The sequence below is a fragment of the Mesorhizobium sp. P3_A8 genome, assembly GCF_056402995.1.
On the sequence record NZ_JBFUGI010000015.1, the window covers coordinates 153,001 to 176,334 of the forward strand.

At 64.2% G+C, this 23,334-nt stretch carries 20 protein-coding genes; 6 read left to right on the forward strand and 14 right to left on the reverse strand.

Features of this window, described 5'->3' with window-relative positions:
• Positions 1–141: 141 nt before the first annotated feature.
• A complete protein-coding gene (locus tag AC1DX4_RS29805) occupies positions 142–1,674 on the forward strand; it encodes a bifunctional AfsR/SARP family transcriptional regulator/alpha/beta hydrolase (protein WP_477223717.1) in 1,533 nt (510 codons plus the stop codon).
• A 24-nt stretch (positions 1,675–1,698) separates the two neighbouring features.
• On the opposite strand, the gene AC1DX4_RS29810 is transcribed toward AC1DX4_RS29805, so the two are convergent.
• On the reverse strand, positions 1,699–2,721 hold the full coding sequence (locus AC1DX4_RS29810; RefSeq protein ID WP_477223749.1) for an aminopeptidase: 1,023 nt from the start codon (positions 2,719–2,721) through the stop codon (positions 1,699–1,701).
• A 386-nt stretch (positions 2,722–3,107) separates the two neighbouring features.
• Here AC1DX4_RS29810 and AC1DX4_RS29815 point away from each other — a divergent pair, with 386 nt between their 5' ends.
• From AC1DX4_RS29815 to AC1DX4_RS29825, 3 genes are all read left to right on the forward strand, one after another.
• The gene (locus tag AC1DX4_RS29815) at positions 3,108–3,584 is read left to right on the forward strand and encodes a YciE/YciF ferroxidase family protein (protein ID WP_477223718.1); all 477 of its coding nucleotides are present in this window, start codon (positions 3,108–3,110) and stop codon (positions 3,582–3,584) included.
• A gap of 368 nt (positions 3,585–3,952) precedes the next feature.
• Positions 3,953–5,200: a GGDEF domain-containing protein gene (locus AC1DX4_RS29820; RefSeq protein WP_477223750.1), complete on the forward strand. Its 1,248-nt coding sequence runs from the start codon at positions 3,953–3,955 to the stop codon at positions 5,198–5,200.
• Between the two features lie 408 nt (positions 5,201–5,608).
• On the forward strand, positions 5,609–6,835 hold the full coding sequence (locus AC1DX4_RS29825; RefSeq protein ID WP_477223719.1) for an amidohydrolase family protein: 1,227 nt from the start codon (positions 5,609–5,611) through the stop codon (positions 6,833–6,835).
• An 82-nt stretch (positions 6,836–6,917) separates the two neighbouring features.
• On the opposite strand, the gene AC1DX4_RS29830 is transcribed toward AC1DX4_RS29825, so the two are convergent.
• The 9 genes from AC1DX4_RS29830 to AC1DX4_RS29870 form a co-directional block, all read right to left on the reverse strand.
• Positions 6,918–7,244 carry a DUF1294 domain-containing protein gene (locus tag AC1DX4_RS29830; RefSeq protein ID WP_477223720.1) on the reverse strand — a complete coding sequence of 109 codons (327 nt, stop codon included), beginning with the start codon at positions 7,242–7,244 and terminating at the stop codon, positions 6,918–6,920.
• Positions 7,245–7,337: 93 nt separating this feature from the next.
• Positions 7,338–8,318, reverse strand: a complete 981-nt coding sequence (locus tag AC1DX4_RS29835; protein ID WP_477223721.1) for an ABC transporter permease — start codon at positions 8,316–8,318, stop codon at positions 7,338–7,340.
• Between the two features lie 250 nt (positions 8,319–8,568).
• Positions 8,569–9,540 (reverse strand): ABC transporter permease, encoded by a 972-nt coding sequence (locus tag AC1DX4_RS29840; protein ID WP_477223722.1) that lies wholly within the window; start codon positions 9,538–9,540, stop codon positions 8,569–8,571.
• Positions 9,537–11,087, reverse strand: a complete 1,551-nt coding sequence (locus tag AC1DX4_RS29845) for a sugar ABC transporter ATP-binding protein (RefSeq protein WP_477223723.1) — start codon at positions 11,085–11,087, stop codon at positions 9,537–9,539. Before AC1DX4_RS29845 ends, AC1DX4_RS29840 begins: the two co-directional genes overlap by 4 nt.
• A 244-nt stretch (positions 11,088–11,331) precedes the next feature.
• Positions 11,332–12,366: an ABC transporter substrate-binding protein gene (locus AC1DX4_RS29850; protein WP_477223724.1), complete on the reverse strand. Its 1,035-nt coding sequence runs from the start codon at positions 12,364–12,366 to the stop codon at positions 11,332–11,334.
• 179 nt (positions 12,367–12,545) lie between these two features.
• On the reverse strand, positions 12,546–13,460 hold the full coding sequence (locus AC1DX4_RS29855; protein ID WP_477223725.1) for a sugar phosphate isomerase/epimerase family protein: 915 nt from the start codon (positions 13,458–13,460) through the stop codon (positions 12,546–12,548).
• Positions 13,461–13,495: 35 nt separating this feature from the next.
• Positions 13,496–15,028, reverse strand: coding sequence for a mannitol dehydrogenase family protein (locus AC1DX4_RS29860; RefSeq protein ID WP_477223726.1), 1,533 nt, complete (start codon positions 15,026–15,028; stop codon positions 13,496–13,498).
• Positions 15,025–15,807, reverse strand: coding sequence for an SDR family oxidoreductase (locus AC1DX4_RS29865; protein WP_477223727.1), 783 nt, complete (start codon positions 15,805–15,807; stop codon positions 15,025–15,027). Before AC1DX4_RS29865 ends, AC1DX4_RS29860 begins: the two co-directional genes overlap by 4 nt.
• 78 nt (positions 15,808–15,885) lie before the next feature.
• A complete protein-coding gene (locus AC1DX4_RS29870; RefSeq protein ID WP_477223728.1) occupies positions 15,886–16,779 on the reverse strand; it encodes a MurR/RpiR family transcriptional regulator in 894 nt (297 codons plus the stop codon).
• A 118-nt stretch (positions 16,780–16,897) separates the two neighbouring features.
• On the opposite strand from AC1DX4_RS29870, the gene AC1DX4_RS29875 reads away from it, so the two are divergent.
• Positions 16,898–18,082, forward strand: a complete 1,185-nt coding sequence (locus tag AC1DX4_RS29875) for a Gfo/Idh/MocA family protein (RefSeq protein WP_477223729.1) — start codon at positions 16,898–16,900, stop codon at positions 18,080–18,082.
• A gap of 241 nt (positions 18,083–18,323) precedes the next feature.
• Here AC1DX4_RS29875 and AC1DX4_RS29880 read toward each other — a convergent pair whose 3' ends face one another.
• The 4 genes from AC1DX4_RS29880 to AC1DX4_RS29895 form a co-directional block, all read right to left on the reverse strand.
• Positions 18,324–19,238 (reverse strand): nucleoside hydrolase, encoded by a 915-nt coding sequence (locus tag AC1DX4_RS29880; protein ID WP_477223730.1) that lies wholly within the window; start codon positions 19,236–19,238, stop codon positions 18,324–18,326.
• Between the two features lie 83 nt (positions 19,239–19,321).
• The gene (locus tag AC1DX4_RS29885; RefSeq protein ID WP_477223731.1) at positions 19,322–20,311 is read right to left on the reverse strand and encodes an ABC transporter substrate-binding protein; all 990 of its coding nucleotides are present in this window, start codon (positions 20,309–20,311) and stop codon (positions 19,322–19,324) included.
• 50 nt (positions 20,312–20,361) lie between these two features.
• Positions 20,362–21,183: an ABC transporter permease gene (locus tag AC1DX4_RS29890; RefSeq protein WP_477223732.1), complete on the reverse strand. Its 822-nt coding sequence runs from the start codon at positions 21,181–21,183 to the stop codon at positions 20,362–20,364.
• A 64-nt stretch (positions 21,184–21,247) separates the two neighbouring features.
• Complete coding sequence (locus AC1DX4_RS29895) at positions 21,248–22,039, reverse strand: ABC transporter ATP-binding protein (RefSeq protein ID WP_477223733.1); 792 nt, start codon at positions 22,037–22,039, stop codon at positions 21,248–21,250.
• Positions 22,040–22,316: 277 nt separating this feature from the next.
• Here AC1DX4_RS29895 and AC1DX4_RS29900 point away from each other — a divergent pair, with 277 nt between their 5' ends.
• Positions 22,317–23,312 (forward strand): LacI family DNA-binding transcriptional regulator, encoded by a 996-nt coding sequence (locus tag AC1DX4_RS29900; RefSeq protein ID WP_477223734.1) that lies wholly within the window; start codon positions 22,317–22,319, stop codon positions 23,310–23,312.
• Positions 23,313–23,334 lie beyond the last annotated feature (22 nt).

The following is a 23,334-nucleotide window of genomic DNA, read 5'->3' on the forward strand; positions in this document are numbered from 1 at the left end:
TCTGCTGTGCGATGGCTTGATGTATTGACCGGTGACATTTCTCGCTCCAAGGGAGTTGATCGGGCCGGATCGGCTCGAAACCGGGGATAGAAGGCCGGCGTCCCCTCAGCGTCCTTTGACCGGGCGGCCGCGTGCGGATCGATGGAACTGATACAACTCAGACTTCTGGGTTTTCCGGAGTTCCGGCTGAACGGGCGGCCGGTGGAGCTTGCCTTGCGCAAGGCTGCGGCGCTCGTCATCTACTTGGCCGAGGCCGGCGGACCGGTGGCGCGCGACGTCGCCGCCACACTGCTCTGGCCCGAGGCCGACGCGGAAGCCGCCCGCGCCCGCCTGCGGCGCACGCTCTACAAGATCCGCATCGCGTTCGGCGAGGAGGTCATATCAGCCAGCGCGGCATCCCTGATGGTGCGCGCGCCGCTGTTCGTTGAGGCCGACTCCCGGGCCTTCGAGCACGCCTGCGACGCCGGGCTGCTCGACGATGCCGCCGGCCTCTACACCAGCGACTATCTCGCCGGTTTCTCGCTGCCGGCTTGTCCCGAATTCGAGGAATGGGTGTTCTTCCGCCGCGAGGCCTTGCGCAGCCGGCTGGTGCAGGCGTTGGAGCGGTTGGTCGAGGCCAAGATCGCCGGGGGCGAACCGCGCGGCGCGGTGCTGCATGCCACCCGCCTGGCGGCCCTCGATCCCCTGAGCGAAAGCGCGCACCGCCACCTGATCCGCGCCCATCTGGCGGCCGGTGACCGGGCGGCGGCCGAGCGCCAGGGCGAAACCTCTGCGCGGCTGCTGCGCGACGAACTCGGCGTGACGCCCGACCCCGCCACGCTCGCTCTGCTGCGCGCGAGCGATGCCGAGGTGCCGAGAACCCGCTATATCCAGGTGGACGGCATCCATATCGCCTACCAGACCGTCGGCAGCGGCCCGGCCGACATCGTGCTGGTGCCCGGCTTCATCTCGCATGTCGAGCGCATCTGGGAAGACAGGAGCTGCCGCGCCTGGCTCAATGCTGTGTCGCGGCTCGGCCGGCTGATCCTGTTCGACCGGCGCGGCATGGGCCTGTCCGACCGCGTCGGCGCCCGCCCGACCGTCGAGGCCACCGCGCGCGACATTCTGGCAGTGATGGATGCGGCCGGCAGCCGCAAAGCCTTGCTGGTCGGCGCCTCGGAGGGCGGGCCGGGCTGCATCCGCTTTGCCGTCGACCACCCCGACCGCCTGACCGGGCTGGTTCTCTGGGGCTCGCTGGCCAAGGGCAGCCACGCGCCCGACTATCCCTTCGCGCTGACATCGGCGCAATACGACCTCTGGCAGCAGCGCCTGCTCGCCGGCTGGGGCGGCCCGGCGGAAATCGAAACTTTCGCGCCCAGCGTCGCCGCCGACCGCCAGGCCCGCGCCTGGTGGGCCGGCCTGCTCAGGGCCGCCTCCAGCCCCGGCGCCGTCGCCGGCCTGCTTCAAGCGCTGCGCGATACCGATGTGCGGCCGCTGCTGTCAAAGGTCACGGCCAAGACGCTGGTCCTGCACCGCACTGGCGACCGGGCCGTGCGCGTGGAGGCCGGGCGGTATCTGGCGGCGCGGATACCGGGAGCGCGGTTTGTCGAGGTGGAGGGGGAGGATCACTGGTTCTGGGTGGGAGAGCAGGGGGTGCTGTTGGAGACGATCGCGGCGATGACGAGCCGACGGTGAGGCCGGCCGCCGTGCTGGTCAACGTCAATGACACGTCGTAGCGTTGCTCAGTGCCTCCGCGCGGGAAGGCTCGGGCAATGCCGCGATCCGCCGAACGGAAGCATAGAACCTTGGATAATCGCCTGAGCATAAATCATAAAGGCGAAGGAACGCCGGAACCTGTTCGCCGTAGACGGACGTCGCGGCGAGCTTTGCGTTGTTGATGGGGTTATTGAACCAGGCATCGTATCCGCGATATCCGGCCCAGCGCCTGTCGCGCATTTGCCGGTAGCGCACCCGCAGCCTGTCGATCGCGGCTGTTTTGGCGGCAGCCATCTGCTGCGAGGTGCGGGGGCTGCCATAGACCTGCCTCAGCTCGTCCCGGGTTTTCGCTATCAGTCCGAGAAAATCCGCTTTGCGCTGGCGATCGGTTTCGTAACTGCGCAGTCCGGCGCGATTGCCGGTGGCGCGCAGCCATTTCCTCACCCCGGTGGTTTCGACGGCGACCGCGAAAGCCTCGTTAAACGCGGAGTCGCCGTTCACATAGATTTTCTGATGCGCCAGTTCATGGAAGATGAGGCTGGCGAGATAGGTGTCGTTCTGACGCAGCATGGTGCTGAGCAGCGGGTCGCTGAACCAGCCCAGCGTGGAATAGGCGGTGACGCCCGAGACGTAGACGTCCAGCCCTTGTCGCTGCAATTCGGCAGCGCTTTCAGCCGCGGATTTCTGGGAAAAGTAACCCCGGTACGGAACGCAGCCGAAGACCGGAAAGCACCATGTTATCGGCGTGAGCGAGAATTGCGGCGCGGCAAAAACGGCCAAGGTCACGTTGTCCCGACCGATGTCGACATAGCTGCGGTAGCTGCTGTTATCGGGGAGCGCCAGCTCATCCGTGGCAAAGCGACGTATGGCGCTCGCCGACGTCAACTTCGTGCGCAATGCCATAGGCGTCGAGGGATCGTGGATGAGCTTTCCGACAACTTTCCGCGCGGCCATGATCTGCACATGGCCCTCCAGCGACTGCGCGTAGTAGGAAACGCTGGTGCAGCCGGCCACGCCGGACGCCATGACCACAGCGGCAAGCAATCGAAAAAAACGCTTCACAGCTTGCCCACCGCCTGCTCATCTTCCATGGCGCGAATGCCCCATTTGCCCTCGTGTCAGGCGCACCGATTTTCGTCAAGACCTGGCGGGGGGCAGCAGGTCGGACTTTCGAATAGGCAGGACTGGCAAGGCGGCCATTCGCCTATGGATACGCGACGGCGCCCGCCCCACCGTCAAGGCGACGGCGCAGGGCATACTGGCGGTGATGGATGCGGGCTTGGGCAGCAGTGTTGCTTGAAGCGCGAGTTGCGCACGCAGGCAGGTTGATACATCCGGTTCCCGTGAAGCACGGAACGATTTGCCTCGCCCGCTCTTTCTCCCAAAGCCAATTCGGGCAAAGGAGCACTATGATGAAAACGTTGGCCGATATTTTCGAGCATACGCTTCAAGACATGTATTATGCCGAAAACGCGATTATCAAAGCTTTGCCCAAAGTGGCCGGGGCCGCGAAGGACGCCAAGCTGAAGAAAGCTGCGGAAGACCATCTCGAGGAAACGAAGGGCCAGATCAGGAAGCTGGAGCAGGTGTTCAAGTCGATAGGCAAGAAGGCCTCTGGCGAGAAGTGCGACGCTATCGAGGGCCTTATCAAGGAAGCCGATGGACTGATGGAAGAAGCGTCAGGAACTGCCCTCGATTCGGGACTGCTGGCGGCCTGTCAGGCAGTCGAGCACTACGAAATTTCCCGGTACGGCTCTCTGCGGGAATGGGCAAAGGACCTCGGGCATGACGAAGCGCACAAGCTGCTCAGCGAGATCCTTGACCAGGAGAAGGCCACCAACAACAAGCTGACGAACCTCGCAGTCACGTCGATCAACAAAACACATTGATCACCTGGCCTTAAGTGGTGGCATCGCCCTCGGTTGGAAGCCCGAGGGGCCTTGTCATGGTGGTAGACGCCGGCACCGCACGGTCCTCTAACGGCCTGACATCACTCCCGCCTGCCAGTGTCCCCGAGACTTACTGACCCGCGGCACAGTCTCGTTGACATGGTGCGGCCTGGCTACCAGGGCGCGATCAACGATGCAGCCCTGTGCGGTTGCTTACCGTAGGGTTACGACTGACCACGCAGATCAGGCGCCAATAGACATCAAATGTTCAGGATAGCTTGGCATAGTTGTTTATTGCGGACGACCGGATGGCTGGGATGGATGTTCAGAGGAAGACGGTTGAGGCCCCATCGATTGTGTCAGATCCGATGCCCCTCGACGTACAGGATGACCCTGCCATAACCGCGGAAGTGGAGCGGTTGCTGGCGCGCCGCACGCGCGATATCCGCCTCAAAGGCGAGATCAAACACCTCTTTCGAGCCCGTGTCTGGTCGCAGACGGCGAAGATCATCCGAGCCTGGATGATCTGGGTTGCTATTTTGGATGTGCTGACCCTGGCGCTCTACATGTTGATGCTTCCAAAGGCGATTGCGGTGTCCATGCTCCTGCCTGGCGCCATCATTCCGCCCGTCGTCATCGCGATCGTCCTTGTCTGGCAAAAACCGCAGGCGCCCTGGCTCCAGGGGACTTCGTTGATCGCGGGCATGTTCCTGATCTTGCTGTCGATTGCACTGGTCGGGGTAAGCGCTGGTGGCGAGTTCTACGAACGGCACTTGAACATCATGCTGTTCGTGGCCATCACGGCCATCATCATCTTCGGCATCCCGCTGGCCTGGACGATGAGTATTGCTGGCTTGGCGCTCGGTCTCTATCTCGTTTTTCAGATGCAGAACCCAAGCATCACATTTGGGAGCGCAGTGGCTGCGACGCTGTTCTTCGCCAGTGGTATCTTCGCAACAGTCGCCGCGCGGCGCATCATGACAATCCTCGCTCAAAAGACGTTCCTGTTTGAGCTTCGCGACCGGCGCAGAGTCGCCGAACTGGCGGAAGCGAACGATCGGCTGGAGATGCTGGCGAGAACCGATCCGCTCACCGGCATCGCCAACCGGCGCTGGATGACGGAAACGCTCGACCGCCTATGGGGCGGTGGCAGAAAATGCTCCGACGGTGCCGCTATGCTGATGTGCGACATCGACAACTTCAAGAAGCTGAACGATCACCTCGGCCATGCCGAGGGCGATCGCTGTCTTGTCGAGGTCGCCAGCATTATCCAGGAGAACGTGAGGCGCGACCGCGATCACGTGGCCCGCTACGGCGGCGAAGAGTTCCTCGTGCTTCTGCCCGGGGCGGACGAAGAAGAGGCCATTTCCGTGGCTGAGAGAATTCGCAGGAGTGTTGAGGCCGCTGCTTTTCCCAATCCTGCATCCCGCGTGTCCCGCCGCGTCACCCTCAGCATTGGAGTTGCAGTTCAGAGAGCTGACGACGACATCTCACCGGAGCAGCTACAGCGGCATGCGGATGCGGCACTCTATCTTGCCAAGCAAACCGGCCGCAACAGAGTGCTGCTCCACAGAGCGGCGTCATCCGAGCGCAAACATATTCAATCGACACGGTGATGCCGTCGAGTAGGCGCGCGACGCGATAATAGAATAATCGCTTCGCTACTCCGTGTTTGAACGATCGAGGAAATGCGAACGTTTTCACCCGAAGCTGACTTACGCAGGCACGACGTGAACGGCAGCTTTGCGCCTCAAGCCGGTCATAAAAGCTAGCTTTGGCTTTCCCTGGAAGCAGACGTGGCCGCCACTCAGGTTGAACTCGGCGGGAGAGGCGTCAGACGACCGTACTTAAGGCGAGAGGCGTCTGTTTTCACCAAGATTTGGCGACGGAAAAATTAACAGAATCATCACCGTAAGGTGAGTTGTGGAACCTGAAACGTTGCATAAGATCAGCCAGGATGAGCCTCAAACCGAGATACGCCGCACGCCCCCGCGCAGCGACGGCCGCGCCATCGGAAGCGCACAATGACCTTCGATCTCATTATCCGCAATGTCCGGCTTGAAGAAGCCGGTCCGATCGTCGACATCGCCGTTGCCGATGGCAGGATCGCTGCGATCGATCCGCTTATATCAGGCGAAGCGGATGAGGAGGTCGAGGCCGGCGGCCGTTTTGCCTGCGCGGGCTTTGTCGACGCCCATATCCATCTCGACAAGGCCGGCATTCTCGATCGCTGCGCCATCTGCGAAGGTACGCTGGCCGAGGCGATCCGCGAGACCTCGAAAGCCAAGGTCGGCTTCACGGAAGCGGACGTCTACGAACGAGCGTCGCGCGTGGTTGAAAAGGCCATCATTCATGGCACGACGCGGATGCGCAGCTTCGTGGAGATAGATCCGCGCGCGGGCTTCCGGTCCTTCGAGGCGATCAAACGCGTCCGCAGCGACTACGCTTTCGCCATCGACATCGAGATTTGCGCCTTTGCCCAGGACGGGCTGACTAATGAAACCGACACTTTTACTATGCTGGACAAGGCGCTTGGCGAGGGGGCCGATCTGGTCGGCGGATGCCCTTACACGGACCCCGATCCGCGCCGTCATATCGAACTCATCTTCGACCTTGCCGAAAAATACGACGTGGCGGCGGATTTTCACCTGGATTTCACCCTCGACCCGGACAGGACGGATTTGCCGTTCGTCATCGCCGGGACGGTGGAAAGAGGCTGGCAAGGGCGCGTCGCGCTCGGCCATGTCACCAACCTTTCGGCGATGGCGCCCGATCAGGTCTCCCAGATCGGCGCGCGACTGGCCTCAGCCGGGATAGGGCTCGCGGTGCTTCCGGCGACTGATCTCTTCCTCAATGGGCGAGGCTACGACAGATTGGTTCCGCGTGGGATTGCGCCGGCTGATCGTCTTGCCAAAGCGGGCGTCGCCGTGGCGATTGCCACCAACAATTTGCTGAATCCTTTCACGCCATTCGGGGATGCATCGCTGATCCGTATGGCCAATCTCTACGCGAACGTCGCGCAACTGACGCTGGCCGCGGATATTGCCGCCGTCTTTGCCATGGTGACATCAGGCGCTGCCCGGTTGATGTCAGCGCCCTATGGTGTGGCGGTCGGGGCGCAGGCCGATATCGTTCTGCTGGACTGTGACGGACCGTTAGCGGCCGTGCGCGAAGCCGCGCCGGTGGTTGCGGGCTGGAAACGCGGCCGCAGGAGTTTTGACAACGGCCCCCGCAAAATCTTCCGACCTTGATGCCAGGCGGACGTCCAGCGGCGGCAAAAGTCGGCGTGGCATGGCCTCTATCGTTCCTCCACAATCCGCAAATAAGCCGCCGTCATGACGTAAGGAATCGCCAGAGCGCTTCGGGCGATCCCGTAGTGAGCAATCCGACTATAAGCGCGATCAGGGCGAGGAGCTGGAGCAGGACGATGCCAACGAGCGTGGAGCGGAACGGCTCCTTGCGCGTCTTGTGTCGGATCGTTTGCTGCGCGATCATGGTTCCGATGCTGCCGCCGATCATGGCAAGGGTCAGAAGCGTCGACTCGGGAATGCGTTGTAAACCGTTTTTGGCCCTGGACTTGTCGGATGCCATAGCGGCGTACGCCAGCAAATTTACCGCTAAAACGTAGCCGATGACACCGATTGTGAGCTGCCCCGTCATGCGCCCCCTCTGTCTTCGGGTATAGCCGAAGCTCGGTAGTCCGACGCGACTGACAGCGGGTCCGATCCCCGCCCCAAATCAGCCGTTTGCCCCTTACCTTTCCTCCACAATCCGCAAATAAGCCGCCGTCACGAACAGCACGATCAGCCCGAACAATATCCGCCGTGCCCCCTCCGGCATCTGCAGGATCGTCAGCAGCGTCGTCAGCACGGTGAGGATCAGGGCGCCGATGATGGTGCCGGTGTAGCCGCCGCGGCCGCCGAAGATGGAGGTGCCGCCGATCACGGCGGCGGCGACCGAGGGCAGGACCAGGGGTTCGGCGAGCGAGAGGGACGGGGCCTTGATCAGGCCGATATAGAGCAGGCCGGTGATGCCGGCGAGCATGCTTGATGTGACGTAGAGCGCGGTGATGACCTGCCAGTATTGCACGCCGGCGAGGCGGGTGGCGCGTTCATTGTCGCCGACGGCGTAGAGCAGGCGGCCGAAGCCGGTGCGGGCCAGCGTGAAGACGATGAGGGCCGCCAGCGGCAGGAACAGCAGCAGGGCGTTGGGGAAGCCCCAGGTGACGCCGGTGCCGAGCCAGGCGAGGAAGTCGGGGATTTTCGCGCCCGACGCGATCACCGTGCGCTGGTAGACTTGCAGGCAGCCGGTGCCGATCAGGCTGGTGCCCAGCGTCATGATCAGCGGGTGGACGCGGAAGACGCCGACGCCGATGCCGTTGACGAGGCCGATCAGCACCGCCGGCATCATCGCCAAGAGGAAAGCCACCGCCGGGTCCTGGCTGACGATCTGCGTCGCCATGATGAAGGCGCTCATCGTCGCCACCGTGCCGACCGAGAGGTCGATGCCGCCGGTCAGCATGGTCATGGTCTGGCAGCCGGCGAGGATCGCCAGCGGAATGGCGAATTTGATGGTGTTGCCGATCCAGCGCTCGTTGACGATGCCGGGGCGCAGGATCTGCAGGATCACCACCAGGATGACGAGCAGGATGATCAGCGGGACGAGCGGGCGGTCGGCCATGAAGCGCTTTACGCGGCGGCCGAGGGGGACGGGGGTGATCGCGGTGGTGCTCATGGGGTGGGTCCGGTTCGCGATGGGGTGGGGGCAGAGAGATCGCATCGGCGCAAAGTCCCCCTCACCCGGATTGCCAACCGAATTGCGAAGGGCAATTCGGGGCAATGCGACCTCTCCCCGAGGGGAGAGGAGGACGCCGGCGTCGATGCCCGCCTCTTCTCCCCCACGGGGAGAAGGTGGACGCGAAGCGGCCGGATGAGGGGGCCTCTCCCACGCGATCGCCTCGCAAAGGGCACCATCACCCCACCCATCATTGCCGCCCCCGCATCGTAATGAACGCGCCGAACATCACCACCGCCACCATGATCAATCCTTCGATGATGGCGGTGACGTTGGGGTCGATGGCGAGCAGCGTCAGGTCCGTGCGCACCAGGCGCAGCACGAAGACGGCGACGATGGGGCCGAGGAGGCCGCCCTTGCCGCCGCCGAGCGCGACGCCGCCCAGCACCACGGCGGCGACGCTGGCCAAGAGATAGGGGCCGGGGATGGGGGCGCCGATGCCGGTGCTCATGGTCAGCGCCAGCCCGCCAAAGGCGGCGAACAGGCCAGACAGCGCATAGGCGATGATGCGGGTGCGCTTGACCGGCACGCCTGAGCGGAACGCCGCCAGTTCGCTCGAGCCGATGGCGTAGATGGAGAGGCCAAGGCGTGAGCGCCGGAGCGGTATCCAGATGACGCAAAGGCAGACGACCAACACCAGCAGCGCCTTCGGCAGCCAGGCGTCGATGGCGTCGGGCAGGCCGGGGATCGGCACGGTGCCGGAGATCAGCGCCTTCAGCCATTCGGCGGCGGCACCGCCCGGCGCATCGAGCACCAGCAGGGCGGCGCCCTGCAGCACGAACAGCATGGCCAGCGTGACGACGATGTCGGGCACGCGGGTGACGACGATCAGCAGGCCATTGAGCGCGCCAAGGGCAAAACCCATGGCGAGCACGACGGGCACGACGAACAGCGCGTATTCCTCGCTGGCGCCCGCCATCATCGAGGCGGCGGTGACGCTGGTCAGCGCCATCATGGCGGCGACCGACAGGTCGATGCCGCCGGCGATGACCACCACAGTTTGGGCTGCGACGGCGAAGGCATAGGGCAGCACGGCGCGGGCGAGCGAGCCGAAATCATTGCTGCCATAGCTGGGCTGGATGATCATGGTCGCGATGAACAGGACGACGAAAAGAGCAAACAGGCCGACGACCCAACCCTGGCGGCGCAGGAAATGGTTCATGGGGTCGGCTCCGGCGCATCGGAGGCGTTGACGGTGGGGGCGGCCAGAATCCCGATATCGGCCTTGGCGCCACGCGGCAGGCCGTAGGCGGCGCGCATCAGCGCCGGCTCGTCGGCTTCCTCGACCGGAAAAATGTCGACCAGGCGGCCGCCGAAGATGACGATGACGCGGTCGCAGACGCGCTGCACCTCTTCCAGTTCCGAGGTGTAGAACAGCACCGACTTGCCGTGGCCGGCGAGCTCACGCAGCAGACGATAGATCTCCTGCTTGGTGCCGACATCGATGCCGCGCGTCGGGTCGAAGCACAGGATGGTGCGGGCGTCGGCCGCGATCCAGCGGGCGATGGTCACCTTCTGCTGGTTGCCGCCGGACAGGCGCTGCACCTCGCCTTGCGCGCGGGTGTCGATCTGCAGCCGCTCGATGGCGCTGAGCACTTTCGCGCGCTCGCGGCGCATGGGAATGGGCCCCCAGTTGCGCAGCGCCGCGCTGAAGGGCAGCGCGATGTTCTCGCGCACTGAGCGCTGCATGGCCAGCGCTTCCGAACGGTCGCCCGGCACGTAAGCGATGCCGGCGCGGATGGCGTCGATCGGGTGCGAAAATTTTACGCCCTGGCCGTCGACTTCGATGGTGCCGCCGGACGGGCGGATCGAGCCGGCGAGCGCCGCAAACAGCTCGTCCTGGCCCTGGCCTTCGAGCGCCACAACGCCGGCGACTTCACCATCGGCGAGATCGAAGGAGACGTCGCTGAGCTTGGTGCCGACGCGCAGATTGCGCACCGAAAGGCGCGGCTTGGCTGCGGCGGGCGCGGCCTTGTCGGCGGCGCTGCGGGCGGCGACATGCGTCTTGACGATGCGGGTGCCGAGCATCAGCTCGACGATCTTTTCTTCCACGCCCGGCACGATGTCGACGACGCCGACGGTCTCGCCGTCGCGCAGCACCGTGGCGCGGTCGCAGAGCGCCGAGATTTCGACGAAACGGTGCGAGATGAAGATCACGGCGCGGCCGGCATCGCCCTGGCGGCGCACCACTTCCAGCACCTTCTCGGCGAGGTTGGCGGGCAGGGCCGCCGTCATCTCGTCGAGCAGCAGCACGTCGGGCTCGACGGCGAGCGCGCGGGCAAGGTCGAGCACGCGCAGCACGGCCAGCGGAATGTCGCGGGCGGTGTCGCGGAGGTCGAGGTCGGGAATGCCGAGTTCACGTACCCAGGCGCGGAACGGCTCGACCGGCGTGCCGGTCAGCCGCAGATTGGACAGAACGTCGAGATCGGGGATCAGCGACGGCTCCTGGTAGACCGGCAAAAGCCCGGCGCGGCGCGCGGCGGCGGGCGAGCGGATGTCGCGGGCCTCGCCCCGGATCAGGATGCGGCCGGCATTGGCCGTAATGGCGCCGGTCAGGATCTTCACCAGCGTCGACTTGCCGGCGCCATTGGCGCCCATCAAAGCGTGGACTTCGCCGGGCAGGACGGAGAGGGACGCGTTGCGCAGCGCTGCGACCGCACCGTAGTTTTTGGCGACGCCGGAGGCGTCTAGGAGGGGGCTGGTGGTCAAATCGGGTTGTTCTCGATTTATGAGGCAGGGCTATCGCGTGTGGAGAGGCCCCCTCATCCGGCCGCTTCGCGTCCACCTTCTCCCCGTGGGGGAGAAGAGGCTGGCGCTCGTGCCGGCTCCTCTCCCCTCGGGGAGAGGTCGGATTGCCCCGAATTGCCCTTCGCAATTCGGTTGGTAATCCGGGTGAGGGGGCCTTTGCCCATATGTGACTTCCCCGCCCTTGTGAGGCAGGGATATCGGAGACTTACTCGCCCGGGCCCTTGCAGGCCACGATCTGTTCCTTCGTGTACGTCGTCCAGTCCGGGATCGAGATCGAGACCGGCCATTCGGGGCTGAGCGACGGGTCGGCGGCGGCTTTCAGCTTGGCCTTGCCTTCGTCGGTGGCGTTGTCCCAGAGCTGCGGGTCGACCAGCACGGTCTGCTGTGCCGGCTTCTTGCCGTCGAGGATCTGCAGCGCCAGCGTGACGCCCGCACCGCCGATCGAGCCGGGGTTGGTGACGGCGGCGCCGACGAGGCCCTTGACCGAGCTCAGCTGGCCGACGAAGCCGGCATTGTCGGCGCCGACCACCGGCACCAGCGGCGCCTGCGATTCCACCAGGGCGTCGACGATGACGTTGTCGATGCCTGACGTCCAGATGCCGTTGAACGGCGTTCCCGTCGACAGGAAGGAGAGGATCTGCTGCTTGGCCTGGTCCTGCTGCCAGCCGGTGAAGACTTCCTGCGCGACCTTCACATTGGGGAACTCGGCCAAAGCCTTCTTGAAGCCTTTATCGCGATCGGAGTCGGCAGAAGCGCCGGCCGCACCACGCATGTAGAACACCTCGCCCTTGCCGCCCATCTGGCCGAACAGCCATTTGGCGCCGAGATAGGCGTACTGCTCCTGGTTGTTGGAGATGATGTAGGCAGACGGTTCGGTGACCGCCTGGTCGACGGCAACGACGACGATGCCGGCCTTGGTGGCTTCTTCCAGGCCCGCCTTGATGCCGGCCGGATCGGCGGGGTTGACGACGATGGCGTCGACCTTGGCGCTGATCAGGTTGCGGATGTCCTCGAGCTGGCCGGCGGCATCGGTGTTGCGGTGGGCGATGTTGAGTTTTGCCACCTCGCCGGAGGCCAGAGCCTGCGCCTTCATGGCGCACACCATCTCCTCGCGCCAGCCATTGCCCTGGACGGTGTTGGAGATGCCGATCGTGTATTTGCCGGCGGCGGCAGAGACGCCCACCGAGGCCAGCAAGGCAGCGCCCGCAAGCAGCGGGACCACGGTCAGTATTTTCTTCATTTCAGACTTCCTCCACATTGTTTTTCAGTTTCAGTTCCAAGTCGTTGAGGCATGCCGTTCAGAAAGAGATTCAGGCGGCTCAACTCGTTGTCCTCCGCATGTCGTCGCCGACATGTTTTCCCTGGGCATGTCGTTGCCCCAAAACCGCTGGGCACTTTTGGGCGACATGCTCTTTTCCTTCATTTGATGTAGGGACGCAGCACGTCGCGGGCGAGTAGAAAACCGCGCTTCACCTGATCGTCGCTGCCTTCAAATCGCCTGTCCTCGTGTTCGATGATGACCGAGCCGTCATAGCCGGCGCGGTAGAGGCCGGAGAAGAAGCCGCTCCAGTCGACATCGCCCAGCCCCGGCATGCGCGGCACCTGCCAGCCTATCCCGGCCGAAAGGATTCCGCTGATATAAAGTCCATCATGATCAATCATCAAATCCTTGGCGTGGACATGCAGCATGTAGGGGCCGAATTCCCGGATGAAGCGGGCCTGGTCGATCATCTGCCAGACCAGATGCGAGGGATCGAAATTCATGCCGACATCGCCGCCCCAGCTTTCCAGGATACGACGCCAGACCTGCGGCGAATAGGCAATGTTGTGCCCGCCCGGCCATTCGTCATAGCTGAAGATCATCGGGCAGTTCTCGAAGGCGAGTTTTACGCCATGGTCGCGTGCGAAAGCGACGATTTCGGGCCAGACTGTCAGCGCGTCCTGCCAGTTGACGTCGACGGTTTTCGAGGCATCGCCGCCGCAGAAGGTGTTGACCACGGGCACGCCCATATTGGCGGCCAGCACGATCACCTTCTTCAGATGGCCGATGACCGCTTCGCGGTGCGCGGCATCGGGATGCAACGGGTTCGGGTAGTAGCCGAGGCCGGAAACGGTGAGGCTCTTTTCCGCCAGCGAGGCAACGATTTCTTGTGCCTGCGCGGGAGAGGTGGAAACAGCGTCGATGTGGCTGGTGCCGGCGTAGCGGCGGGTCGCGCCAGACGTTTTCGGCCAGCAGGCGATTTCCAGCGCCTCGAAGCCGGCAGAGCTGGCCCAGTTGGCAACCTCGCCAAGCGGCGTCTCCGCGAATGGCGCGGTGAGCAGTCCAAGTTTCATCATGCCTCCCCTGGCCGTGTCTTCACGGCCGATGTTCATAATGCCGATTGTTTGGATCGTTTCAACCTTGCGATCTCATCTTGTTCGAGACTGTGCCGGATAGCCGCCATCGGATCGTCCGAAAGCAGCTCATCCAGCGCCGATGTGACGGCCGCACGAAATGCAGGGTTCGCGGCAAGGCCGGGATCGAAAATCGTGTCGATGGCCAGTATGGCGGAGGTCAATGCCGGCGCATCGCGGCCTGTTGTGTAGGCGATTTCGGCGACCTTATCGGCATAGGGGTCCGACACCGGCCAGCGTTTGCCGAACCGTGCCGAGGCCTGGATGAGGTAGGCCATCCAGCCGGCGACGGGCACCGACAGCAGGCCGATGCTCTGGCCCTGGCTCAAGCGGTCGCGGATCGGGTTGAGCAGGCGCTGGACGATTTTCTGCGAGCCATCGGTGGCGATCTGGTGGTTGCGGTGGCGGATCGCCGTGTTCTTCAGCCGGCCGAGGCTCTGCTCGACATAGGCGAGAGGCAGGACACCGGGGACCGGCATCAATGTCGGCAGCGTTTCCTCGACCAGCATGCGCCTGATGAAGGCCGACAACAGCGGGTCGGCGATGGCATCCGACGTGTGCTGCAGCCCAGCCAGCACGCCGAGCGTGGCAAGCGTCGTCTGCGCGCCATTCAGCACCCGCATCTTGAGGTGCTCGAACGGCGTGACATCGTCGACGAAGGTCGCGCCGACCAGATCCCAGCGCGGCATGCGGCCGGCGAATTTTTGTTCGATCACCCATTGCCGGAACGGTTCGCAGACGGCGACGGCGGCATCGCGGTAGCCGAACCATTGTTCGACGCTGTCGAGGTCATCCTGCGTCACCGCCGGTGCGATGCGGTCGACCATGGCGGAGGGAAAGGCGGCGTTGGCTGATATCCAGTCGGCGAGACCATTGCCGCGCCGTTCGGCAAAGGCTCGCACGACATTTTCCAGGATGACGCCGTTGGTCGGGATGTTGTCGCAGGAGAGCAGCGTCATCGACCGGCCATGCGTGGCGCGGCGGAGCTCCAGCGCCCGCGCGAGGATGCCGGGCACGCTGCGCGGTGCCCCGGGATTGGCGAGGTCGTGGACGATATCGGGATGGTCGAGATCGAGCGCGCCGCTCGACGGGATATGGCAGTAGCCCTTTTCGGTCACCGTCATCGTCACCAGTTCGATGTCGGGTGAAGACAGCACGTCGAGTGCCGGCGCGGCGCTGTCCTGGCTGTCGACCACGCGGACAATGCTGCCGATGACGCGGGCTTCGATGTGGCTGTTTTCGCGGATCAGCCTTGTGTAGAGCCCGCTTTGCCGGCCGAGCGTATCGGCGAGGGTGGGCGGGCGGATGTTGATGCCGACAACGCCCCAGCGGTCGAACTGGAGTGACAGCAAATCGTCGGTGTATTCAGCCTGGTGGCTGCGATGGAACGCGCCGACACCGAGCTGCGCCATGCTGGGGGCGAGGGTTTTCCGGTCATAGGCTGGTGTCTGGACCGATGCAGGCAAGCGGTCGAGCAGCGCCGGGCCAAGTGTTTCGGGCGAATTCACCGGTTTGCCCCGATCACCGACTGCTCCTGGTCGATCACGGCGCCGGTCATCGGGCCGGCCGCGTCGGAGAGCAGGAAGACGGCGAGGTTGGCGATATCGTTCGGCGTCAGCAGCCTGCCGAAAGGCTGCGCGGCGTTGGCGGCGTCGAGCCAGCCGGGGCCATGGCCGAGTGTTTCGGCCTGCATCACGCGTTCGGCCGGCGTGTCGGTCCAGCCGACATTAATGCCGTTGACGCGGATGCGGTCGAAGCGGTGGGCGTTGGCGGCGTTCTTGGTCAGTGTCGCCAGCGCGCCCTTGGTGGCGGAATAGACGGCAAGTTCGGGCGAGCCGCAATGGGCGTTGATCGACAGGATGTTGACGATGGCGCCGCCCAGGCCGCGCTTCTTCATGTCGGCGATGGCAGCCTGCATCAGGAAGAACGGCGCACGCGCATTGACGGCGAACAGCGCCGCCCAGACGTCGAGGCTGGCATCGAGGAAGGAGGCGCGGTCGGTCAGGCCGGCGGCGTTGACGAGGCCGTCGATACGGCCGAAGCGCTCGATGCAGGCCTGCGCCAGAAGGGCAGGGGTTTGCGGGTCTCCAAGGTCGGCGGCGACGAAGAGGGTCGGCGTGCCGATGGCTGACAGTTCCGCCGCCACGGCGTCGCCGCGTTTGCCATCGCGTCCGGTGATCAGCAGTCCGCCGGCGCCGGCATGCGCCAGCGTCTCGGCGATGGCGCGGCCGATGCCTTGCGTCGCGCCGGTGACCAGCACGATTTTGCCTTGGAGATGAAGCTCCATTCCTCCTCCCGGAACAAAGTTTCTATTTTTCAAAATATGGAACGGCAATTCCCGATAGTCAATTGTGCCAGCATCACCTTATGTGCCGCGCCGTGCTGCGACGCCTTGGACCAGCGCCATGCCGACCGCCAGCGAGGCGGCCAGCGAGCGGAAGCCGGCAAAGTCGGATTCCACCACTTCCAGCCAGCTGTCCGACAGCCGTATCAGCGGGCTGAAAGTGCTGTCGGTGATGGTGACGATGCCGGCCTTGCGCTCATGCGCCACCGCAACGAGGTCGGGCGTGATCGAATTGTAGGGGCTGAAGGAGACGGCCAGCACCGCGTCGCGCGCGCCGATGCAGCCGACCTGGTCGAGTGCCGACGAGCCGACATTGTCGACCAGGACATTGCGCACGCCCTGCTGCGACAAGGTCAGCGACAGATAGGCGGTGACCGGGAAGGCGCGCTTGGAGCCGATGACATAGATCAGGTCGGCAGCGGCCAGCAGAGCCACCATCTTCTCGAAACTGTCGACGTCGAAGCCGGCCTCGATGCGGCCGAGCGAGGCCTGCGAGGCGCCGACCATGCCATGCAGGAAATGCAGATTTGCGTTGGGTTCGGCTTCGGTCCGTTCTTGGCCACGTCCTTCCGGCCACGAGCCCTTGACGTGCTCCTTGAACAGGCCCTGGAAATCGGAAAAGCCGGAATAGCCGAAGATCTGGGCAAAGCGCACCAGCGTCGAGGGCTGCACGCCGGCCTGCGCCGCCACCTGGGCGATGGTGCCGAGCGCAACATCGCTCGGATGCTGCCACATGAAGATCGCCACCTGGCGCAGCCGCTTGGGGAAATGCACCGTGCCGGACGACAGCACCGCGCGCAACTCCTCATAGGTCTGCGGCTGGATATAGCCCAACGCGGCAAGAGAGCGCCCACGCTTGCGCGTTGCCGCCTCGTCGGCACTGGATCGTCCGGATGATTTGCTCGCCCCACTCATGATCTCAGGCTAGCGTGGCACGATCGTATTACAATATGGAAATTGGAAATTGTGTTCGAAAGTGGTAGCCGAACTTGACGGTTGGCGCGTCGCCAATGATCTGCTCGGAGGAGAAACCATGGTCTATGCAACATCGGACGGATCGGCGGGCAAGCGCCTGCGGGTCGGCATGGTCGGCGGCGGACGCAATGCCTTTATCGGCGCGGTGCATCGGCTCGCCATGCGCCTTGACGACCAGATCGTGCTGGTCGCCGGCGCGCTGTCCTCCGACCCGGATAATGCCGCCGTCTCGGCCGCCGAGATCGGCATCGCGCCCGAGCGCAGCTATGCCGACTACCATGCGATGGCACTGGCCGAGGCCGCGCGACCTGATGGCATCGAGGCGGTCGTCATCGTCACGCCCAACCATCTGCACGCGCCGATCGCCACCGCCTTCCTCGAAGCCGGCATCGATGTCATCTGCGACAAGCCATTGTCGACGACGCTGGCAGACGCCGAGGCGCTGGTGGCGCTGGCACGAGCCAAAAAACGCCGCTTCGTCGTGACGCTCAACAACACCGGCTACGCCATGGTCCGCCAGGCGCGCGAAATGGTGGCGGCGGGCGAACTCGGGCGGATCGTGTCGGTGCATGGCGCCTATATCCAGGACTGGCTGACCAAACCGATTGACGCCGAGGGTCAGAAGCAGGCGGAGTGGCGCACCGATCCGGCCAGGGCAGGGCAGTCGGCGGTGCTGGCCGATATCGGCGTGCATGCCTTCAATCTGGCCAGCTACATCGCGGGTTGTGAGGCCGAGGCGGTGTCGGCCGACCTGTTCACCGCCGTGCCCGGGCGCCGGCTCGACGACAATGCGCATGTGATGGTGCGCTGGACGGGTGGCGCGCGCGGCACGATCCTGGCAAGCCAGACCTCGCCCGGCCACTACAATGATCTGTCCGTGCGCATCTATGGCGACAAGGCCGGCCTCGAATGGTCGGGCGGCCGGCCGGAGGAACTGCGCTTCTCCCGATATGGCGAGGAAACCCGCACGCTGGTGCGCGGCGGCCATGGCTCGACGGCAGAAAGCCAGCGCGTGTCACGCATGCCGGCTGCGCACCCGGAAGGCTATATCGAAGCCTTCGCCAATTTCTACCGTGATGCCGCCGACATTATTCGCGCGCATCGCTCTGGCGGGGTGGTGGATGCGGCGCGCGCGGCGCAGGTGCCGGATGTGGTGGATGGTGCGCGGGGTGTGAAGTTTGTCGCGGCGGCGGTGGAGTCGAATGCGGCTGGTGGGGCTTGGACGGCGGCCAGGTTTGGGTGAGGGCGGGGCGATGAGCTGCCGGCAGGGGCAATTCATCCACGGCGCTCGCCCCTCTCCGTCTCGGCTTCGCCGAGCCACCTCTCCCCCGCTCTCGCGGGGGCGAGGAACCCAAGCCTTTTGGAGTCGCAGCCTTAGAGATTAGCCGTTTCCTCGCCCCCATGAAATGGGGGAGAGGTGGCTCGGCGAAGCCGAGACGGAGCGGGGGTGGCGCTGTCCTGTGGGATTATCCGCCCGCGTCGGACTAAAGCAGCCGAAGCCTTTGATCGATCAACTGAAACAACCGCTCATCGTTGACCTCGGTGATGACGTGGATCAGCTGGCCTTCGCCGCCGCCGTTTTCGACCGCCCGCGTGCGGCCATAGAAGCCTGATTGATCGCATTCGACCTCGATCACTGCGTCAACACCCTTGAACAAGGTCGGGTCGATCAGGAACGCCGTGACGCAGGGGTCGTGCAGGCTGGCGTCGCCGCTGCCGTAATAGCGCATCATGGCGATGGCCGTCTGCATGATCGGGCTGGCGTCGCGCTCGAGCTGGTCGAACCGCGCCTTGGTCAGTGTCGCGTGGCGGGTTACGTCGAGGCCGAACATGGTCATCGGGATGCCGGATGACAGTACCACTTGCGCGGCATGCGGATCGATCCAGATGTTGAACTCGGCATCGGTCGCGGTGTTGCCGGGGCTGAAGGCAGCACCGCCCATGAAGACGATGGCCTTGATCTTGGTCGTTATGGACGGCTCCTTGATCAGCGCCAGCGCGATGTTGGTCATCGGCCCGATCGGGCAGAGCGTGATCTGCCCGGGCTCGCGCAGGATGGTGTCGATGATGAAATCGACGGCATGCTGGCCCTGGACCTGATGCGTGGCATCGGGCACGCCGAGGTCGCCAAGGCCGTCGGTGCCGTGCACCGAGGCGCCGCGCTGCACGCGCGGCAGGATGATCGGCCTGCTGCAGCCGGCGTAGACCGGAATGTCCTGGCGGCCGGCCATGGCGGTGATGCGCAGCGCGTTGCGGGTCGTCAAGGGCAGCGAGACATTGCCGATAACCGTCGTGATGCCGACGATTTCGATCTCGTCGGGCGAGGCAAACGCCAGAAGAAGCGCGATGGCGTCGTCGACGCCGGGGTCGCAATCGAGGATAATCCTGCTCTTGGCCATGCCTGAAAGTCCATTCTTTCTGTACTGGAAAAACGGGCCACCCCGGTCGGGGATGGCCCTTGTCATAAGCAGCGAAGCTGCGCCTAATTCAGCAGTTCGTTGGTGTAGTATTTCGAAGCGGGAAGGACTTCCTTGATCTGGTCGGTGTCCTTCAGCGCCTGGGCGATCGGCAGCCAGTTCTTGTCTTCCTGCATCATGTAGCCGGTGTCGCCCTTCATCAGCGCGGCGGTCAGCTTCCAGCCGGAGAGGTTGTAGGCAAGGCTGCCGCCTTCCGGATAAGCCTTGGTGAACATTTCGGCGGCTTCGTCGGGATGGTCGGCGGCCCATTCGGTCGCCTTGATTGTGGCGCGCATCCACTTCTTGGCGATGTCGCCGTGTTCGGCGAGATAGGCGGTGGAGGCAGTGTAGGTCCAGACCGGCACGTCGGGCGCGCCGGCCGCGGCACCGATCAGGCTGGTCGGGTCCTTCTTCAAGGTCTCCTGCACCTGCGGCACTAGATAGTTTTCCGTGTTGGTGGCGATGTCGATCTTGCCAGCGAGCAGCAGATTGGTGTCGGAATCCTGCGCGATGATCAGCTTGACGTCGTCCTCTGTCAGCTTGGCTGCCTTGAGCACGAAGGGCATCATCGCCTTGGTCCAGGAGTCGGTGTAGATGGCGATCGACTTGCCCTTGAGGTTGTCGAGCGAAAGCGGTTCGCCGGGACGGCCAAACAGGCCCCAATTGTTGCTCTTGGTGTAGAGGCCGATCGAGGTGATCGGGATGCCCTGCGAGGCGCCGAAGACGACGTCGGTGGTGGCCTCGAAGCCGATCTCGGCCTGGCCGACGGCGAGCAGCCGCGCCGTGGTCTGCGAGTCCGGCGGGAAGATGACGTCGACCTTGATGCCTTCGGCTTCATAAAAACCTTTTTGCTGGCCGACCAGCGTCGGGATCAGTTCGAAGTCGGCGCTCGCCCAGTCATAGACGAAGCGGACGGTGGTGAGGTCAGCGGCGCTGGCCGGAGCCGCGGCTAGGGCGGTTCCGAGGGCGAGCAGGCCCGCAGTTGCCGAGATCATCCTGGTGTAAGCACTGTGCATTGCATTCCCCTTTTTTGGTTGTTGTCGACTGGTTGAAAATTGGTGGGATTTCAGGCGGCGGCGCTGGCCTGCGCAGGTTTCCACTGCGCCCAAGCGGGTGCGGTGGAGCGCGAGCGCCAGGGTGTCATCAGCACTTCGAGCCCGAAGACGAGCAGGAATGAGCCGACGCCGATGACGGTGAGAAGCAGCATGGCGGCGTAGACGCCGGCGGTGTTCATCTGTGCGTTGGCGGTGAGCAGGTAGGTGCCGAGGCCCTGCTTCGACGACGCCGTCCATTCGCCGATGACGGCGCCGGTCACGGCATAGGTGGCGCCGATCTTGAGACCGGAAAACAACGGGCCGATGCAGGCCGGCAGTTTGACGATGGCGAAGGTGCGCAGGCCGCTGCCGCCCATCAGGCGCGCCAGGTTCAGCATGTCGCGGTCGACCGAAGCCAGGCCGTCGAGCACGTTGACGACGACCGGGAAGAACACGATCCAGGCAACGATGATCAGCTTGGGCATCAGGCCGAAGCCGAAGATGATGACCAAAGGGGCGGCGATGGCAACGATCGGCACCGCCTGCGAAATGATCAGGGCCGGCATGACCAGGCGTTGCACGACGCGGATCTGCCCCATGGCGAGCGCAAGCACGAAGCCGATGGCGGCGCCGATGACATAGCCGATCGCGGTTTCGTAGAGCGTCTGGCCGGTCAGGACCGACAGCCGCGGCCAGTTGTCGAACAGCGTCGAGAACGCCTGAGCCGGCGGCGGGATGACATAGGGCGGCAGGCCGGTGACCCAGACCAGCAACTGCCAGGCGACCAGGATCAGCGCCATGGCCACGACCCAGATCAGGAAAGGTCCTGCCGCTGCTCCAAACCGTGTGTTCATTGTTTCGCTCCTGATCTGAGCCAGAGGACTTCCAGAGGTCAGTGCCCGATTGGTGGCCAATCGGTCAGTGGTAGAGATGCTGCATGATCTGCCGCTTCAGGCCGACGAAGGTGTCGGTCGTCAGCACTTCCAGCGGCCGGGGCCTGGGCAGATCGACTTTGAGGATCTCGGCGATGCGGCCGGGGCGCGGCGTCATCACCACGATGCGGTCGGCGAGATAGATCGCCTCGTCGACATCATGGGTGACGAACAGGATGGTGCGCTTGAGGTCGCGCCAGAGCTGCAGCAGCCATTGCTGCATGCCAAGGCGGGTCTGCGCGTCGAGCGCGCCGAACGGCTCGTCGAGCAGCATCACCTGGCGGCCGGCGACGATGGTGCGCATCATGGCGACGCGCTGGCGCATGCCGCCCGACAGCGCGTGCGGATAGTGGTTGAGGAAGTCGGCAAGACCGTAGCGGCTGGCAAGCTCGGCTGCCTCGGCGCGGTCCCGCGCGGTGGCGCCTCGCGTCAGCGACGCGGCCAGCGTGATGTTGCCGAGCACGGTTCGCCACGGCAGCATCAAATCCTTCTGCAGCATGTAGCCGACCTGGCCCGGCCGGTTGGAGACATCCTGGCCGTCGAGCACGATCTTGCCGGACGTCGCCTTGAGCAGGCCCGAGACGACATTGAACAGCGTGCTCTTGCCGCAGCCGGAGGCGCCGAGGATGCAGACGAATTCCCCATCGGCAATGTCGAGGCTGACATCGCTGAGCGCAACGACGGACCCGAAACGGACGTTGAGGTTCTCGATCGACAGTTTGGTCGGAGCGGATTGCTGCGATCCGGCAGTGCTGCGTGACTCCAGCGTTTCCGGCATTCAGCAATCCTCGCGAAGCAGGCAGGCTCGAAAACGCATAGGTCCTCCATCCGGCGTCACTCAGGTCTGCACCGAGCAGACTTGCTCATCGCCAGAAAACAGCGTTTAACTAACGAAGGTAAACGTTTACCTAGATGGTTTCCGGCCTGTTGTCAAATCGACGGCAAAGGCTGTGGATGACGCGACCTGTTTGTCGGGGCAGCGATCCGTGCTAGTCGCGTGGCGATGGTCGATGGCGGCTGGAGACAGGCCATTGTTCGTCGAGTGGCGAGGGAATGTGGCAACAACGATCAAAGATATTGCCCGGCGGGCTGGCGTGACGGCGGCAACCGTTTCAAAGGTCCTCAACCGGAAGGACCAGTCCATCGGCGAGCAGACCCGCGAAAAGATCTGGTCACTGGTCAAGGAGCTCAACTACACGCCGAACTCGATTGCCCGCTCGCTGATCACGCGCAGCTCGCGCGTCATCGGCGTCATCGTGCCCGATATTCTCAACGCCTATTTCACCGAACTGGTGCGTGCCTGCGACCAGGCCGCGCGCGAGCGCGGCTATTCGACGATCCTGTGCAATTCAGACTCCGATCCTGAAAAGGAGGCGGCACATCTGACCTTCCTCGCCAGCCACGGCGTCGATGGTATCGTGCTGGCCGCAAGCGATCTCATTCCGGAAGCCGGCCTTCTGGAGCGGCTCAGGATTCCGGTGGTCTCGATGGACCGGGAAATTCCCGACCTCGATTGCCTCGCCGCGCGCATCGATACGGATTACGAGCAGGGCGCTTTCCTGTCGGCGCGCCATCTGATCGAGGCGGGACACACGCGCATAGCCTTTGTCAGCGGCAATCCCCTGGCCTCGAACACCCAAATCAGGCGGGCAGGATTCGAGCGGGCGCACCGCGAGGCCGGGCTGCCGATCGATCCCGATCTGATCGAGTGCGGCGCCTTCAACCATCGGTTTGGACTGGTGGCCACGCGCACGCTGCTCGACCGCACACACTTCTCGGCGATGTGCTGCATGAGCGACATGCTGGCGATGGGAGCGACGGTCGCGTTGCGAGAACGGGGCTTGAGCGTTCCCGAAGACTGTGCCGTGATGGGTTTTGACAACATCTACATCGCGCCGCTGCTGGTGCGGCCGCTGTCGACGATCGAACGGCGCATTTCCGAAGCCGGCGCTCTGGCGATCGGCGCGTTGATCGATTTTCTCGACGACCGCACGCATCCGCGCCGGATGGTGCTGATGGAGCCGACGGTGATTTTGCGCGAGACAGCGTAATCAGGTTGACCGGCTGCTCGTG